The organism is Vibrio sp. ABG19, assembly GCF_029962385.1.
Taxonomy (GTDB): Bacteria; Pseudomonadota; Gammaproteobacteria; order Enterobacterales; family Vibrionaceae; genus Vibrio; species Vibrio ostreae.
In genome coordinates this window covers 319904-336208 of the sequence record NZ_CP071707.1, presented here as the reverse complement: position 1 = coordinate 336208, position 16305 = coordinate 319904, and the positions used below count along the sequence as shown (strand labels likewise).

Annotated in this window: 18 protein-coding genes; 9 read left to right on the top strand and 9 right to left on the bottom strand. The window is 50.6% G+C overall.

Features of this window, described 5'->3' with window-relative positions; genetic code table 11:
- Positions 1–417: 417 nt before the first annotated feature.
- The 3 genes from J0X00_RS01485 to J0X00_RS01475 form a co-directional block, all read right to left on the bottom strand.
- On the bottom strand, positions 418–627 hold the full coding sequence (locus J0X00_RS01485) for a hypothetical protein (RefSeq protein WP_136483732.1): 210 nt from the start codon (positions 625–627) through the stop codon (positions 418–420).
- A gap of 400 nt (positions 628–1027) precedes the next feature.
- Complete coding sequence (locus J0X00_RS01480) at positions 1028–2017, bottom strand: porin (RefSeq protein ID WP_136483733.1); 990 nt, start codon at positions 2015–2017, stop codon at positions 1028–1030.
- A 176-nt stretch (positions 2018–2193) separates the two neighbouring features.
- Positions 2194–2619, bottom strand: coding sequence for an organic hydroperoxide resistance protein (locus J0X00_RS01475; RefSeq protein WP_136483734.1), 426 nt, complete (start codon positions 2617–2619; stop codon positions 2194–2196).
- A gap of 116 nt (positions 2620–2735) precedes the next feature.
- Here J0X00_RS01475 and J0X00_RS01470 point away from each other — a divergent pair, with 116 nt between their 5' ends.
- Together J0X00_RS01470 and J0X00_RS01465 are read left to right on the top strand one after the other, a co-directional pair.
- On the top strand, positions 2736–3206 hold the full coding sequence (locus J0X00_RS01470; protein WP_282476820.1) for a MarR family transcriptional regulator: 471 nt from the start codon (positions 2736–2738) through the stop codon (positions 3204–3206).
- Positions 3207–3311: 105 nt separating this feature from the next.
- Complete coding sequence (locus tag J0X00_RS01465) at positions 3312–3926, top strand: fumarylacetoacetate hydrolase family protein (protein ID WP_218561590.1); 615 nt, start codon at positions 3312–3314, stop codon at positions 3924–3926.
- A 162-nt stretch (positions 3927–4088) separates the two neighbouring features.
- On the opposite strand, the gene J0X00_RS01460 is transcribed toward J0X00_RS01465, so the two are convergent.
- The 3 genes from J0X00_RS01460 to J0X00_RS01450 form a co-directional block, all read right to left on the bottom strand.
- The gene (locus J0X00_RS01460) at positions 4089–4409 is read right to left on the bottom strand and encodes an AzlD domain-containing protein (protein WP_136483737.1); all 321 of its coding nucleotides are present in this window, start codon (positions 4407–4409) and stop codon (positions 4089–4091) included.
- Between the two features lie 13 nt (positions 4410–4422).
- The gene (locus tag J0X00_RS01455; RefSeq protein WP_282476819.1) at positions 4423–5145 is read right to left on the bottom strand and encodes an AzlC family ABC transporter permease; all 723 of its coding nucleotides are present in this window, start codon (positions 5143–5145) and stop codon (positions 4423–4425) included.
- Between the two features lie 120 nt (positions 5146–5265).
- Positions 5266–6102 carry an AraC family transcriptional regulator gene (locus J0X00_RS01450; RefSeq protein ID WP_282476818.1) on the bottom strand — a complete coding sequence of 279 codons (837 nt, stop codon included), beginning with the start codon at positions 6100–6102 and terminating at the stop codon, positions 5266–5268.
- Positions 6103–6291: 189 nt separating this feature from the next.
- Here J0X00_RS01450 and J0X00_RS01445 point away from each other — a divergent pair, with 189 nt between their 5' ends.
- Positions 6292–6924: a LysE family translocator gene (locus J0X00_RS01445; RefSeq protein ID WP_136483740.1), complete on the top strand. Its 633-nt coding sequence runs from the start codon at positions 6292–6294 to the stop codon at positions 6922–6924.
- 75 nt (positions 6925–6999) lie between these two features.
- Here J0X00_RS01445 and J0X00_RS01440 read toward each other — a convergent pair whose 3' ends face one another.
- Positions 7000–7581 carry a TetR/AcrR family transcriptional regulator gene (locus J0X00_RS01440; RefSeq protein ID WP_282476817.1) on the bottom strand — a complete coding sequence of 194 codons (582 nt, stop codon included), beginning with the start codon at positions 7579–7581 and terminating at the stop codon, positions 7000–7002.
- 163 nt (positions 7582–7744) lie between these two features.
- On the opposite strand from J0X00_RS01440, the gene J0X00_RS01435 reads away from it, so the two are divergent.
- On the top strand, positions 7745–8788 hold the full coding sequence (locus J0X00_RS01435; RefSeq protein ID WP_282476816.1) for an alkene reductase: 1044 nt from the start codon (positions 7745–7747) through the stop codon (positions 8786–8788).
- 65 nt (positions 8789–8853) lie between these two features.
- On the opposite strand, the gene J0X00_RS01430 is transcribed toward J0X00_RS01435, so the two are convergent.
- Positions 8854–10560, bottom strand: a complete 1707-nt coding sequence (locus J0X00_RS01430; RefSeq protein WP_282476815.1) for a phospho-sugar mutase — start codon at positions 10558–10560, stop codon at positions 8854–8856.
- Between the two features lie 322 nt (positions 10561–10882).
- On the opposite strand from J0X00_RS01430, the gene coxB reads away from it, so the two are divergent.
- From coxB to J0X00_RS01410, 4 genes are read left to right on the top strand one after another with little or no spacing between them, the layout of a single operon-like run.
- Complete coding sequence (coxB, locus tag J0X00_RS01425) at positions 10883–12052, top strand: cytochrome c oxidase subunit II (RefSeq protein ID WP_282476814.1); 1170 nt, start codon at positions 10883–10885, stop codon at positions 12050–12052.
- On the top strand, positions 12049–13692 hold the full coding sequence (gene ctaD, locus J0X00_RS01420; RefSeq protein ID WP_218561584.1) for a cytochrome c oxidase subunit I: 1644 nt from the start codon (positions 12049–12051) through the stop codon (positions 13690–13692). The genes coxB and ctaD overlap by 4 nt, the downstream gene beginning before the upstream one ends.
- An 11-nt stretch (positions 13693–13703) precedes the next feature.
- A complete protein-coding gene (locus tag J0X00_RS01415) occupies positions 13704–14303 on the top strand; it encodes a cytochrome c oxidase assembly protein (RefSeq protein ID WP_136483744.1) in 600 nt (199 codons plus the stop codon).
- A complete protein-coding gene (locus J0X00_RS01410) occupies positions 14296–15180 on the top strand; it encodes a cytochrome c oxidase subunit 3 (protein ID WP_282476813.1) in 885 nt (294 codons plus the stop codon). Before J0X00_RS01415 ends, J0X00_RS01410 begins: the two co-directional genes overlap by 8 nt.
- Before the next feature lie 40 nt (positions 15181–15220).
- Here the strand turns inward: J0X00_RS01410 and J0X00_RS01405 are convergent, their stop codons facing one another.
- The gene (locus J0X00_RS01405; protein WP_282476812.1) at positions 15221–15448 is read right to left on the bottom strand and encodes a DUF2909 family protein; all 228 of its coding nucleotides are present in this window, start codon (positions 15446–15448) and stop codon (positions 15221–15223) included.
- Positions 15449–15500: 52 nt separating this feature from the next.
- On the opposite strand from J0X00_RS01405, the gene J0X00_RS01400 reads away from it, so the two are divergent.
- Positions 15501–16250 (top strand): SURF1 family protein, encoded by a 750-nt coding sequence (locus J0X00_RS01400; RefSeq protein WP_240798129.1) that lies wholly within the window; start codon positions 15501–15503, stop codon positions 16248–16250.
- The last annotated feature ends 55 nt before the right edge of the window (positions 16251–16305 follow it).

The following is a 16305-nucleotide window of genomic DNA, read 5'->3' as shown; positions in this document are numbered from 1 at the left end:
AGCTGTGCAATCGGGTGAGTTAAAGGTTAAGACAGAGATTTTGGTGTTTTTCTTTCAGTTTATTTTTAACGCAGGATTGGTTGACAGAGACAGGTTGCCGCAAACACAGCTCGCTATCGGTGCTAAACGGGATTTTTATTATGCAATTGATTTTGTATTGGTCTGATCTGCGCCACATTTGTCGATGCCATTTGTGTTTCAGGAGGCGTAGATTTTGAAAATATTGATGCCGCTCAAATAACGAGCAAGCTAAAGCGACTAGTATCCTTTCGGTGTCAGATACATGACACGCAAAAAAAAACCTCCCAGAGGGAGGTAAAGAACATGAAGTGATCAGTGATTTCTGCCATATCACTGAAAAGAAGCACAAACGCTGCCTGCATTTGTAATTATAGCAATGCATTCTCTATGCCAATTTTATAAAGCCAATAAAATCAGATGATTGAGGTTTTTATCGCTGAGGTAGAACCAATTTTGCTGCTTGGTTTTAGGGCATGAGAGTAAACTTGGTGCAAAAAAAAGACCTCCCAGAGGGAGGTCAAAGAACATGAAGTGATCAGTGATTTCTGCCTTACCACTGAAAAGAAGCACAAACGCTGCCTGCATTTGTACTAAATAATAAAGCATTTAGTGTGCCATGTTTAAATTTTGATTAATATCAAGTGGTTAGAATTACTCTTATCGCAATGGTACACAGATGATTGCTTTGTTTTTGGGCAAGGTGATGAATTTGGTGCAAAAAAAGACCTCCCAGAAGGAGGTCAAAGAACATGAAGTGATCAGTGATTTCTGCCTTATCACTGAAAAGAAGCACAAACGCTGCCTGCATTTGTACTAACTACTAAGCATTCCTCATGCCAACTTTGAAAAGCCAATAATATCCGTTGATTAACCTGTGTGGTGAATCTTGATTCAGCGGCTGAGCATTTTCTCAGCACTGTTTCGGCTCATACTGCACTCACGAAGTGCAAAAAAGGCCAAGCGAAGCTTGGCCAATGGACAGTATCCCACAAGATTAAGGGAGGGATCAGAAGTCGTAGCGCAGACCCAGGCGAACGGTGTCGTTTACATCGTAACCAGTGTCTTCTTCATCCAGGTTGTTTAGCATGTAAGACAGGTAACCACGGAAGTTTTTATTGAAGTCGTAGCGACCAGTCAGTTCGAAAAAGTCAGCTGTGTCTTCATCAACACCGTTGGTCTCTTCAGTTTGTTTCTGGTACGCCGCAATCATGCGAAATTCTTTGGTCAGTTTGTACTGAGCAACCAGTTCCACACCATCAAACTCCTGGTTCGCATCGTCGTCCAGGTCACCCGTGGTGTAGGTTGCTGCCAGGTACAGTTGATCAATGGTGTAGCCCAGGCCTGCGATAACTTGGTCAGCAGAACCGTTACCTTCACCATTGTCATTGAATGAGTAGCCCAGACCGATATCCAGACCAAATGGGGTGTTGTAGATTGCAGAGATACCAAAACCATCAGTATCTTTTTCTTCGCCGGCAATGTAGCTTGCTTTCAGGCTGACAGCGTCGAACTCGTAGCCATAAGCAATCGTGTTGTTGATTTGCTCGTTACCTGAGTTGATGAATGCCTTTTGGTCGCCAGTAAAGGTAGCAATATCTGACATGTTAGAGATTTGCACGCCAGCACTGTCCTGACGGCCGAATGAGACTGCGCCGAAGTGGCCTTTCAGACCCACGTACATATAACGTTGGTCAAAATCAGATTCTTCGTCGTTATCAGCAGATGAGTTAACACCTTGCTCTGCTTCCCAAACTGCAAAGCCTTTCATCTCGTTAGCCAGTTCCGTTTCGCCTTTCACGTTCAGACGCATACGGCTTTTGTTTTTCATTGTGCCTTCGATTTCTTCGCCTTTGGTGGTGCCGTTGAAGTCACCACGGAACTCCATACGACCGCCAACTTTCAGTTCGGTACCATCGGCTTTGTAAACGGTTGCTGCCATTGCTGAGCCTGATGCCAGGGCTGCGAAAACGGCGATTGCCACTGCTGCTTGTTTCATTGTTATTACCTTATTCATAGTTCACGAGCTTCGGTGCTCTTTCGTTTGGATGTGAGTAAGGTAGGATTTTTAAATGACGGTTTGATTTCTGCTTTGTGACGTTTAGGTTTTGTTTTTATTGAAGAAAAATGAATAAAGCCGCCAGGTGGCGGCTTTTTGTGCAATTTTGCTCCCAATTAGGCAATTTTGATACCGTTGGCAGTGACGCCGACGGCAATGTTGCCGCGGGTTGCATTGGAGTAAGGGCAAACCTGGTGTGATTTAGTTACCAGTTCGACTGCCTGTTGCTCCGGCAGTTCCAATGTTGCCGCTAAATTTACCGTCAAAGCGAAACCGCCGTTCTCGTTCTGGATAATACCGACTTCCGCACTGACCGGGGCCGACTTGAGGCTGATTTTGGCTTCTCTTGCGACGTGTAAAATCGCGTTCGAAAAACAGGCTGCATAACCTGCGGCAAATAATTGCTCCGGATTGGTTGCGGCTCCGGTGCCACCCATCTCTTTCGGGTAGCTTAAGTCCAGGGTCAGTAATCCGTCATCAGTACTGACTTTGCCGTTACGACCTGCTGATGCGGTGGCTTTGGTTGTGTATAGAGCACTCATCTTTCTTCTCCTATAGGGTAATTTAAGTTGTACGCAATTTAATTGTAAGCAATATTAGATCGATCTTTGCTCATAAGGCAAGTATATTGTGCGCAATTTAATTGCGAGTGATAAAAATGAGTGATTGCCGTTCCTCTCAAACTGATTTACCTGCCAGTAGCGATGACATGTTGGTGCTGGATAACCAGCTCTGTTTCCCTCTTTATAGCGCGGCTAATGCGGTAGTGAGGGCTTACCGACCACTGCTCGACGCCCTGGATCTGACGTATGTTCAGTATCTGGTGATGATGGTGCTGTGGCAGCAAAATGCGATCAGCGTAAAAACGCTGGGCGAAAAACTTTATCTCGATTCGGGGACCTTAACGCCGCTGCTGAAACGCCTGGAAGGGAAAGGTCTACTCGAGCGCCGTCGCAGTGCGATTGACGAACGGGCGCGTGAGTTGTGCCTGACCGAAAAGGGACAAAGCCTGCGTGAGCGGGCACTGACGGTGCCGGCTGCGATGATGTGCAAATTTGATCTGGAGGTTGCAGAACTGGTTCAGCTCAAGCAGTTATGTGAAAAAGTCATCGGCAAGATTGCGAATTAAGAGTGGGCGGCAGATCTTAATTTTGGCATCGCATCGACAGAATTTGATGGGAGTGCCTGTCGGATCCGGTACACTTTTCCTTTCACCATAGTTCAAGGAAGAGAGATGAATTCGGTTCGTGTTGATGAGAGGTTGGTCTACCCGTCAAAAGTGGTTTGTGTCGGGCGTAATTATGTTGAGCATGTGAAAGAGCTCAACAATGTCATTCCGGACCAGATGGTGGTGTTTAATAAGCCCAATAGCAGTATTTCCAGCACTCTGCACGCGTTTCATCAGGAAGCTCTCCATTATGAAACTGAGATCTGTTTTGTGGTCGAAAATGGCCGTTTTAGCGCTGTCGGTCTGGGTTTAGATCTGACCAAACGTGAACTTCAGTCACAGCTGAAAGGCAAGCAGCTGCCGTGGGAAAGAGCCAAAGCATTTGATGGTTCTGCGGTTCTGAGCCGTTTTATCTCTTTACAAGGCCTGGACATCGGACAGCTCTCACTGGAGTTGTATATTAACTGTGTACGAGTTCAGTGCGGTGGTGTGAGTCAGATGATGTTCAAACCCGACGTGATTCTGGATGACCTGCAATCCTATACGACGTTAGCCGATGGAGACATCGTGATGACGGGCACTCCGTCCGGAGTTGGTGTGGTGCATCAAGATGACCTGTTTCTGGCGCGCCTGAAATGCGCTGATAAAACCCTGATGGAAATTGAATGGGTTGCTGAGTAGCAACGGAGCTGAATAACGTGTTATTTTGGTGAATAACGGTTTATTTTAGTGAATCGCTTTCTATGTCATTGAATGGCATTAGAAGATATCAGTGTTGATTGAAACCACCGCTTCGCGGTGGTTTTTTGTTTTTGGCAGCCACTGATTTGCGTCCGTTGCTGGTTAAGCGGCAAAGGTAACCAGATTAAGGAACAGAAAGACAGCCATACTCAGTACGGTGGTGAGCAGAACATTTTTCGTTTTCCAGGCCAGCAGGGCAGCCAGTGCCGCAGCCCACAGATAAGGGTTGTTTTGGCCAAGCCACAGTGTGTGCTCATGAGTAAAAACGATAGGAGCCCAAATTGCCGTCAGAACCGCCGGGCCCGAGTAGCTGAGCAGACGCTGCAGACGCGGGCTGAGGCGCAGCGGCAGTCTGGGTTCGAGAAAAACGTAGCGGCTGACAAACACCAGAGCAGTCATGGCGAGGATTGAAAGCAGGATCATGCGCGGCCTCCCATTAGTTGTTTAGTGGCAAAAGTTGTTCAGTGGCAAAACCGGCCAGCATGGCCCCGATACTGGCAATCATCAGGCTACCGTCTATCTGTAATACATTAAGTGTTACCGACAGCACCAGGGCGACTATCACAGACACCAAAACCGGCACACTTTTGATATTGGGCACGACAATCGCGATAAAAGTGGCTGCGACCGCAAACTCCAGACCAAGATCAGTCAGCGCCGGGATGTAACTGCCGGCAACGATACCTGCCAGTGTGGCCAGATTCCAGCACAGATAGAAGCTCAGACCTGCACCGAGTGCATACCAGCGATTAAATTGCTGTTCATTTTGTTGTCCGCACAAAGCAAATAATTCGTCCGTGAGCAGAAAGCCCAGAATTAAGCGCCATCGGGTCGGTAACGGACTGATTTTACTGCGCATTGAAATGCTGTACAGCAAGTGACGTGAGGTGATAAACAGGGTGGTGATCAGCATGGTCAGCAGACCTGCGCCCGCTTTAAACATGCCAGTGGCCACCAACTGCGCCGAACCTGCAAACAGGATCGCTGACAAGGCCTGGCTTTCGAGTGAATTGAGACCCGCATCGATGGCGAACGAACCGGCTAACAGTCCCCAGGGCAATACCGCCACACTGAGCGGAAGCATGGCAACAGTGCCCTGCCAGAACAGGCGGGCGCGAGAAGGATTGGGGTTGGCATGTGACAAAACGGTACTACTCATAAATCATCCTGATTGTGAAGGCGACATTATACTAATTTGGCTGCGTAATGCAGCGTAACCGGTGGTGTTTATTGTTCCGAGTTAGCCACATGGAACAGAGAAAAACTTGGATGAAATTGCTCAGCTTTGCAGATATTGGCGCGGAGTGATGCCCATGGCTCGTTTGAAATGGCGGTGCAGGTGGCTTTGGTCGTGAAAACCACACTGCTGAGCGGTATCGGCAATCGAATGACCTGCACGCAGCAGGGTTTTGGCGTAGCGTAAACGCGACTGAATCTGATAAGCGTGTGGCGGCAGGCCAAACATTTTCTGAAATGCTCGGACTAAATGAAACGCGCTGATACCAGCCAGCTGTGCTAATTCATCCAAGGATACATCGGCTTGCGGAAAGTCATCCAAAAATTCTTTTACCACTTTAAGCGGTTGCTGCAGTTTGCCTGTGTCACGCGCCTGAGGTGTGTGTTTACCATGCCGGGTCATCAGTTTTACCAGGCTGGCGTAGATCAGCGTTTCGCGCAACAGGCGGTTATCTGAATGCTGTAGAGTATCAAACACCAGACGAAACTGATTTGCGAGGTCGGCATCGTTGACCACGGCACTGGGGAAATAGGGTGAGCCGTAGCGGGTGGCGCCCATTTCACGGGCTATAGTGGCAAACTGTTGTGGCAGAGGGTACATCGCCCGATAAGCCCAGCCACCTTCCACGGCTGAATGGCCGGTATGCACTTCATCGGCGTTAACCAGAATAATGCTGTCCTGAGGTGCGACGTGTTCTCCGCCGGTACGATAAAAACGCTGAGCCCCACGTTCAATGACGCCCACCGTGAACCCTTCGTGACTGTGACGGGAGAAGTTCTGCTTATGATATTCAGCATCAAGTAGCTCGATACCGCCCAGCTCGTCTGCTCTCTGAAAGCGGGCGCTTTCTTTGCTGCGTTCGTCGTGTGGCTTATTCATCGTGGCCTCGTAATGGCAGGATTCACCAGTCTACTGCATCAGCGGGCAGAATTTTTGTACAAAATTGCTCTCAATCGTTCATATGAAACTATAGTCTTTTTAATTGAATTTTTTCAGTTAATGGTGTTGTTATTGCGTCTGTTATTAATATAAGATCCGCCACCTTTTGATTTTGACAACATGATAACTATGATTGATCCGACTGTGCTGCCGGTGTATCTGACCGCTGTGATTGCGCTGTTACTGCTGCCCGGGCCTGACATGCTGCTGATTGCCAGTTCCAGCCTCAGCTATGGAAAAAAAATCGGCGTATTTGCCAGCCTGGGTAATGCCACCTCAGGCATTATTCTGACTTTGCTGGCCGCGTTAGGCGTGTCGGCACTGATTGCCGTCAGCCCGTTAGCGCTAAGCGTACTGCATCTGTTGGGGGGCGCGTATTTACTCAAGTTGAGTGTGGATTGTCTCAGCGCCCGGGCCGAACACGCTCCGCAACTGGACGATAAACATCAGTTGGCGACCACGTTTTATCAGCGAGCCTTGGTCAGTAACCTGCTCAACCCGAAGGCGTTGTTGTTTTTTGTGATGTTTTTACCTCAGTTTGTGTCAGCCAATATTGCCGCCAGTTCTGCCCAGCAGATGCTGAGTCTTGGTCTGCTGCTTAACTGTCTGGGATTGGTATTTAATCTGCTGTTGGTTGCTGCCGTCGGGGTATTTGGTCGTCCGCTACTGGACAATCGTCGCTTTCGCACGTATCAGCATAAAGTCATGGGCGTTATCTTTTTACTGCTGGCGGGCTGGATGCTGAGTGACGGCTTGTTTTAAACCAATGAGTTCAACCAACCATGGATAATCCGGCACAGGATGTGCCTTAGCTATACGGCTATATTAGTGGTTCATTTACTGGGTTTTGATGGTTGCCAGCAGCTGTTCAGCCATCTTACACAACAATTCTTTTCTCGGTTTACCATGTGCAAAGGTGCGTAATCCATAGATGCCCATCACCAGATAATCAGCCAGAAAATCGCAATCCGATTCCGGACTGATTTCGCCCCGCTGACGAGCAAGTTGCAACTGATCACGCAGACCCTGTTTCCAGATATTGAGCGTGTCACGAATCACAGATTCCACTTCATCATCCTGCTGCGATAACTCACTTTGCGCTTTTTGCAGCAGACAATCTTTGACCGTGTCCTGGGCACATTCGTCGATGACCATACAGAAATAGCTGTTCAACCCGTCCATGACACTTGGCTGCGCGGCAAAGATGGCGTTGAATTCCGCTTCACGTTCACTGGCGTAATGTTCAAGAGCGGCGAGCAGTAAGCCACGTTTATTTTCGAAAGCGCAATAGATCGACCCCGGATGCAGGCCGGTGGCTTTTTTTAGATCTTGCATGCTGGTTTTATTAAAGCCCTTCGACATAAATTCATACATCGCAGAACGCAATACCTGCTCTCGGTTAAATTCGGCTACGCGCACAACGTTTCTCTGTTGGAATGGATAGGCTGATTCTACTCTGAATTTGTCAGGCTGACAAAGTATCTTGAACGGTCATTCAAAATATATCTTGAATGATCATTCAAAATTGATCTAGCATAGTGGCACGCAAGTAAAGTAAGCATTCAAATACCAGGATAGTTCTATGACCGATTTATTGTTTCAACCTTATGCTCTTAATGAGCAGATCACCTTAAGCAACCGCATTGTGATGGCGCCGCTGACGCGTTGTATGGCCGCTGCTGGTCTGATACCCACTGACGAAATGGCGGCCTATTACGCGCGCCGCGCTGACGCGGGTTTGATTATTTCTGAGGCCACTATTATCCGCCCCGATGGTCAGGGATATCCGGATACCCCGGGACTGTTCAGCGATGAGCAGATCGCAGGATGGACTAAAGTGACTCAGGCGGTGCATGAGCGTGGCGGCAAGATTTTCGCCCAGTTATGGCACACCGGCCGTGTGGCTCATCCGGAGTTTTTTGGTGGTGCTGAGGTGATTGGCCCGTCTGCGCTTGCCTTTGATGGCAGTGTCCCGCGTCGTCGTGACCTGACTTATGTGGTGCCGAAAGCCGCCAGTAAAGAAGAGATTGAGCAACTGATCGAAGATTATGTGACGGCTGCGGAAAACGCACTTGTGGCAGGTTTTGATGGGGTGGAAATTCACGGCGCTAACGGCTATCTGCTTGACCAGTTCCTGCACTTTGATACCAACCAGCGTGAGGATGAATTTGGTCAAACGCCGGAGAATATGGCGCGTTTTCCTCTGGCGGTTATTGATGCGATCATCGCTCGTATCGGTGGTGAGCGCACTGGCCTGCGTTTGTCACCGGGTGCGTATACCCATATCAACCCGGATGCCCGTGATCGTGCGGTGTTCGATTACCTGCTGGCTGAGCTTGGCAAACGTGAACTGGCTTACCTGCACGAAGGCATGTTTGATGACAGCATGGAATTTGACTATCTGGATGGCAAAGTGTCGGAGTATATGCGCAAACACTATTCAGGTACGCTGATGGCATCAGGCGGCTTTACGGCACAAAGCAGTGCACAAGCGATAGAACAGGGCAACTTCGAGTTAGTGGCGATTGGTCGTCCGTTTATTGCTAACCCGAACTATGTGGAATTGGTTCGTGACGCCCAGCCGCTGCAAGAGTACGATGCTAGCATGTTGGATGTTTTGGTATAACTGACGGCTGGTCTGATACCAAGAGCAAAGCCCTGCCTATCTGGCAGGGCTTTGTCGTTGATGGCTCAGGTCAGGCTGTGCTGATGTTCACTCATGAGCAGCGAGAGTAGTTCATCAGCCCGTTCCTGGGCACTGGCATAGCTCTCGTTGTGAGAGAAGCTGCCCACCACCTCGTAGTAACATTTTAGTTTCGGTTCAGTACCGGACGGTCTGACGATGACACGCGCCCCCCCTTCAAGATGGTAAATCAGCACATCACTGGCAGGCAGGTCGATTTTTTCTGTGCTGCCATCAGCCAGATAGCGTATTGATGATTTCAGATCTTCCATCACAGTGACTACCCGACCGGCAATCTCGTGCGGAGGCTCGGCACGCAGTCTGTCACCGACCGCTGGCTGAGTTGGATCGAGCGCAATACTGCACTGAGCGGTGACGTACAGGCCGTGCTGACGATAGATGGCTTCGAGCTGATCCCAGATGGTTTTACCTTGACTGTAAAGCTCGGCGGCAAGCTGGGCAAATCCAACCAGCGCTGAGAGGCCGTCTTTGTCCCACACGGTTTGCCCCAGGGTATAACCCAGCGCTTCTTCATAAGCGAACAGGAACTGATGCTGCGGGCTTTGTTGCTGCATCGCGACATTGGTCAGCCATTTGAAGCCAGTCAGGGTCTGGTAATATTGTGCGCCGTGTGCCGCAGCAATTTTGCCCAGCAGGCTGGAAGAGACGATGGTATTGCCGACCAGCTGCTTGCTGGCATCGGTGTGACTGAGCAGGTATTCGGCGAACAGCGTTCCGACCTGATCGCCGGTCAGCATCTGATACTCGCCATCGCTGCGGCGCACTGCGACGGCAAAGCGGTCAGCATCGGGATCGTTGGCGCAGGCCAGCTCGGCCTCAACAGAATCGGCCAGGGCGATCACCATATCCATCGCGCCGGCTTCTTCAGGGTTGGGGAAATTGACGGTCGGGAAGCGGCCGTCCGGCTCACGTTGCTCAGCGACGCTCAGGACATTTTTAAATCCGGCATCACGCAACAGACTTTCTGCCATGTCCGCGCCAACACCGTGCATGGCGGTATAAGCCAGGGTAATACTTTGCGGATTCGTATGATTGTTGAGTAACTTACTGCTTTCCAGAGTGCGGCGATAGGTCTGGTAATACGCATCATCTAACCACTCCAGCAGGCCTATCTGATGGGCATCATCCAGTGCCATCAAGGGGACGGCACGGGTTGCAGCCAGCTCTATTTCAGCGGCGATACCACCATCATGAGGCGGTATGATTTGCGCGCCATTCTCCCAGTAAACCTTGAAGCCATTATACTCTGGCGGGTTATGACTGGCGGTAACAACTACGGCAGCGGCCGCTTTGAAATGTTTGACCCCGAAGGCAACAACAGGCGTCGGCGCGACTTTATGGGTCAGATACACTTTGATGCCAAGGGCAGTCAGCACCGCAGCGGTATCATGGGCAAATTGCTCTGAATCAGGGCGTCCGTCGTAACCGACGACTACACCTCGCATCTTGGCATTATCGACGTGTTTGATGAGGTATTCACCCAGTCCGGTGGCTGTTTCCTGAATCACCAGACGATTCATCCGGTTTGGTCCGCAACCGACTTTGCCGCGCAGGCCAGCTGTACCGAATTCGAGGCGCGCTTGAAAGCGTGATGCCAGTTCCTCTGTGGCCTGAGTATCAATCAGGCGTTGCAGTTCTTGGCGCGTTTTCGGGTCGGGGTCTTTTGCTAACCATTGCGTGACTTGTTGCATCATGGCGATCACCTTGTTGAATGTATTGTAAGTTTTAGTCTAAGTGATATTGATTCTCGGTTATGAGGGCGCAATCGCTAAACCGACTGCAAGCGAATGGAGTAGCCGCCTGCCAGTATTGTCATCCTAACCTATAGCAATCTTAGGACAAATTTTCAGTTACTTATCTGGCCGCAAGACTTTCCGTGCTACGTGCTTGAACAAAATTGAAACACTTACTAGTCTTTGGTTAACATAAATATAACAAGTCGTGTTGAGTTCGATGTTCACACGGAGTGGATCCTGAAACGCGCAGTTTACGCTGGCTTAGCGAAGGAGAGATCTCTTGAGAAGGTTCGTCATCAACCTGTGGCTGCTGACTGATGTATTGCTGATTAGTTTGGCTGCTCCTGCTATTTCTGCTGAACATTCGCTGAATATGACACAAGGTGTAACCGAGATCAGTGGCAAGGTTTACCATTTGCACATGCTGATTTTTTATATCTGTGTCGTCATTGCTTTAGTGGTGTTTGGCGCTATGTTCTATGCCATTTTCAAACATCGCAAGTCCAGAGGCGCAGTCGCGGCTGATTTCCACGAAAGTACTAAAGTCGAAATCATCTGGACCATCATCCCTGTACTTATCCTGATTGGCATGGCGATTCCTGCCTCCACCACACTCATTGCGATGGAAGATACCTCACAGTCGGATTTGACCATTAAAGTGACCGGCTCCCAGTGGAAGTGGCACTACAGCTACTTCGATCAGGATGTCGAGTTTTACAGTCTGTTAGCCACTTCTCAGCAACAGATCGAGGGCAATGAAGAGAAAGGCGCGCATTATTTGTTGGAAGTGGATCAGCCACTGGTGCTGCCCATCAACCGCAAAGTCCGTTTTCTGCTCACCTCAGATGATGTGATCCATTCCTGGTGGGTGCCTGATTTTGCCGTTAAAAAAGACACCATCCCCGGTTTTATCAATGAAGCCTGGACCCGGATCGACAAACCCGGCGTGTACCGTGGTCAGTGTGCAGAACTGTGCGGGCGCGCCCATGGTTTTATGCCCATTGTGGTACATGCCATGACGGAACAGAATTACGAAGCGTGGTTGGCGGATAAAAAAGTGCAGATTGCTGCCGCCCGGGCAGAGGCACAGCAAGCGCTACAAAGCTCCGTTTCTCTGGAAGAGTCGATGGCCCTGGGCGAAAAAATTTATCTTGAGCGTTGTTCGGTGTGCCATCAACCGACCGGTATGGGGGTTCCCGGCGCTTTCCCTGCCATTAAAGGCAGCCCGGTTGCGACAGGCCCGCTGGAGCAGCATCTTGGTGTTGTGGTAAACGGCCGTTCCGGCACGGCAATGCAGGCCTTTGGTAACCAGCTCAGCGATAAAGAACTGGCCGCGGTGATCACCTATCAGCGTAACGCTTGGGGCAATAATACCGGAGATACGGTGCAGGCTTCGGATATCAACGCGTTTAAAACTCAGGGACAAGCCACTGGCGAGGAGGCGCAATGAAACCGTCGACCGAACAGCACGCAAAATCGGCACCCGCTGCCGATGCAGATATAACCCGTTCCCACAGTAGCGCGGTGCTGGAGGGGCATGCTCATCACGCGGCGCCTTCGGGTCTGGCGCGCTGGATTTATTCCACCAATCATAAAGACATCGGTACGCTTTATCTTTGGTTCAGCTTTATCATGTTCCTGACCGGCGGTGCGATGGCGATGGTGATCCGGGCAGAATTGTTTCAGCCCGGTCTGCAGTTGGTCGAGCCAGAATTCTTTAATCAGATGACCACAGTCCATGGCTTGATTATGGTGTTCGGTGCGGTGATGCCTGCCTTTACCGGCCTCGCCAACTGGATGATCCCGCTGATGATCGGCGCGCCGGATATGGCGCTGCCACGCATGAATAACCTCAGTTTCTGGATATTGCCATTTGCATTTTTGATCCTGCTTGCGTCGTTATTTACTGAGGGCGGCGGACCCAATTTCGGCTGGACTTTCTATGCGCCGCTTTCGACTACCTATGGGCCGGACAGTACGGCACTGTTCGTCTTTTCGGTGCATATTATGGGTATCAGCTCCATTATGGGCGCGATCAACGTTATTGTGACCATAGTCAATATGCGTGCGCCGGGCATGACCTGGTTCAAACTACCGATGTTTGTCTGGACCTGGCTGATCACAGCGTTTCTGCTGATTGCGGTGATGCCGGTGCTGGCGGGGGCTGTGACCATGGTGCTGACCGATAAATACTTCGGAACCAGCTTCTTTGACGCGGCTGGTGGTGGCGATCCGGTGATGTTCCAACACATTTTCTGGTTCTTTGGCCACCCTGAAGTATACATTATGATTTTGCCGTCATTTGGTATAATTTCGGCGATAATTCCTGCATTTAGCGGCAAGAAGCTCTTTGGCTACCACTCAATGGTCTATGCGACCAGCAGTATTGCACTGCTGTCATTTCTGGTCTGGGCACACCATATGTTCACTACCGGCATGCCGGTCTTCGCTGAGCTGTTCTTTATGTATTGCACCATGCTGATTGCAGTGCCGACCGGTGTCAAAGTCTTTAACTGGGTGGCGACCATGTGGCGCGGCTCGCTCACGTTTGAAACGCCGATGCTGTTTGCGATTGCGTTCATCGTGTTGTTCACCATCGGCGGATTTTCAGGGCTGATGCTGGCGATTGTGCCAGCTGATTTCCAGTATCACGATACCTATTTTGTCGTGGCACACTTTCATTACGTGTTGGTATCGGGAGCGGTATTTTCGATTATGGCGGCGGCTTATTACTGGTTGCCAAAGTGGACCGGACACATGTATGACGAGCGCCTGAGCCGCTGGCATTTTTGGTGCTCGGTGATTTCGGTCAATGTACTGTTTTTCCCGATGCACTTTCTGGGACTGGCCGGCATGCCGCGCCGGATCCCGGATTATGCGATTCAGTTTGCTGATGTGAATCAGATAGTTTCTATCGGTGGGTTTGCATTTGGTTTGTCGCAACTGATCTTTTTGTGGCTGGTGCTCAAGTGCATTCGTGGTGGTAAGCCCGCTGAGGCAAAACCGTGGCAACGGGCAGAAGGCCTGGAATGGACAGTTCCGAGTCCGGCCCCACACCATACGTTTGCAACTCCGCCGAAAGTGGATTAGGGGAGCAGAGTATGAACACGCCTTGCTCTGAGACCCGCAATCGCAAGCTGACCGTCAAATTGCTGCTGGCGGTGTGCCTGATGTTCGGATTCGGTTTTGCGCTGGTGCCGTTGTACGACATTATGTGCGAGCAACTGGGCATCAACGGTAAAACCAGCAACCAGGCCAGCATTCAGCCGCAAGGAATGCAAATTGACGAGTCGCGTACCATTCGGGTTGAGTTTATGGCTCACGTTACCCACGACATGCCGTGGACATTTACCCCGCAAGTTACTCATATGGATGTGCATCCGGGCGAAGTAATACAGACCGCCTATCGTGCCCACAATGTATCAGGATCTGCAATCGTCGGACAGGCCGTGCCTTCGGTATCACCAGGGCTGGGGGCGGGGTACTTTAATAAAATCGAGTGTTTTTGTTTCAATCAGCAGCCGCTGGCAGCACAAGGTGAAGCCGAGATGGCGCTGATTTTTTACCTTGAACCGGACTTACCGGCTTCGATTCACACCCTGACCCTCTCTTATACGCTGTATAACATTACTGCCAAAGCTGATCCACAGTCACTGGCCCGGTTGGGGCAAGCGGTGACTCAAGGAGCAAATCATGAGTAATAAAAGCCCTGCTTATTATGTTCCGGCCCAGAGTCACTGGCCGATTGTGGGGGCCGTCGCCCTGTTTTTGCTGGCGCTTGGAGCGGGTATCACGGTGCAGCATGCCGGTAGTGACAGCGCCGGTGGCGTGGTCGGCAAAATTATTCTGTTTGGCGGCTTTTTTGTGTTGCTGTTTATGCTGGCTGGCTGGTTTCGTAGTGTGATTATGGAGTCGATGTCTGGGCTTTACTCGGCGCAGATAGCGCGCTCCTTTCGTCAGGGGATGAGTTGGTTCATTTTTTCGGAAGTGATGTTCTTTGGTGCATTTTTTGGTGCGCTTTTCTACGCCCGTATGATAGCGGTACCCTGGTTGGGCGGAGCCAGTAACAATGCGATGACCCATGAAGTCTTGTGGCCTGGTTTTGAGGCCATCTGGCCACTACTGAGCACACCAGATGGCACAACCACTCAGGCAATGCCATGGCAAGGTATTCCGCTGAAAAACACCATTATTCTGCTGGCGTCATCGGTGACGTTACATATGGCCCATCTCAGTCTGGAGCGTAACCGGCGTATGGCCTTAATTGTATGGCTGGAAATTACCATAGTGCTGGCCGGGTTTTTCCTCTACTTCCAGGGTGTTGAGTATGCCCATGCTTACCATGAGATGGGGCTCACCCTGCAATCCGGTGTGTACGGTAACACTTTCTTTTTACTGACCGGTTTTCACGGCATGCACGTTTGTCTGGGCACGCTGTTTCTCATCGTTTTGCTGGGTCGTATTGCCAAGGATCATTTTACGCCCAGAGACCATTTTGCCTTTCAGGCCGGGAGCTGGTACTGGCACTTCGTGGATGTGGTGTGGCTGTGTCTGTTTGTATTTGTTTACGTGCTTTAAAGCGGCGGCCGCAGAAAAAGAGGACCAGGCGCGGAGGGCGTCAGTAAGGGCTGGCATTAGGATGCAACCAGCCACTTAACAAAGCGAGGACCAGCAGCAATACCACGCAGGCGGACAGGATCAGGCGCCGTCCGAGATAGTGACTCATCGGACGTTGGTTCTCTCCCTCATCCGGTTCTCTGACCATCTGGATCAAGGCTCGTGCGAGATTAACGATGATGAACAGCAAGAGTAAGACCAAAACGATTTTCACAGCCAGTGGCAGCATGGTGCCTCCTTTGCGCGGGTGGGGAAAATTGTGGTTGGGGATAGCATTAACTGTGGCTGTATTTATCTTGTTGGTCAAATTGGGACTATGGCAATGGGCTCGTGGCGAGGAAAAGCAGCTGTTGGAATCGCGCCTGGCCGACTATCAGCAGATGGCCCCAGTGAGTCTTAAGCAGGCGTTGGCAACGTATGCCCCGGAGCAGATAACCGGCGTGAGGGTAAAAGTCATTTTCGAACCTGATACAACCCGGACCTTTTTACTTGATAATCAGACAATGGACGGACAGGTGGGGTATCTGGCCTATCAGTTGGGACGCACGGTAGATGGTGATTGGTTGCTGGTCGAACTTGGTTTTGTCGCCGCCGGATTGCAGCGCAGTATGCTGCCGCAAGTCGAATGGCTGCATCAAGTGCAGAGTTTAACCGGCCGGCTGTACACCCGTTCATCCAATCCGCTTAGTTCGAAGCTACTCATTGAGGCTGACACTCCGCACCGGATTCAGAATCTCAATCTGACCGAATTGTCGCGCTGGCTTGGAGAGCCGGTGGTTGCAGCGGTGCTGCAACCTCAGCAGTCTGCCTGGCCCTATGCTCAGCCCTGGCAGCCTCTGGCGATGAGTTCGCACAAGCATTTTGGCTACGCGCTGCAGTGGTTCACTATGGCGGCCGTACTGGCAATGATTTCGCTGATGCTGTTGAAAAAGTATCGGCGGCGGGCCCGCGATATGCGTTTGTCCAGTGCGGACAAGACAAAACAAAGTCCGGACGCAAAGCATCAAACCAAACAGCCAAACTCGCAGTGAGCCGGTGCGGGCCGGATTTGAAACAGCTCAGCCACACGAAGCCAAGCGAAGTAAG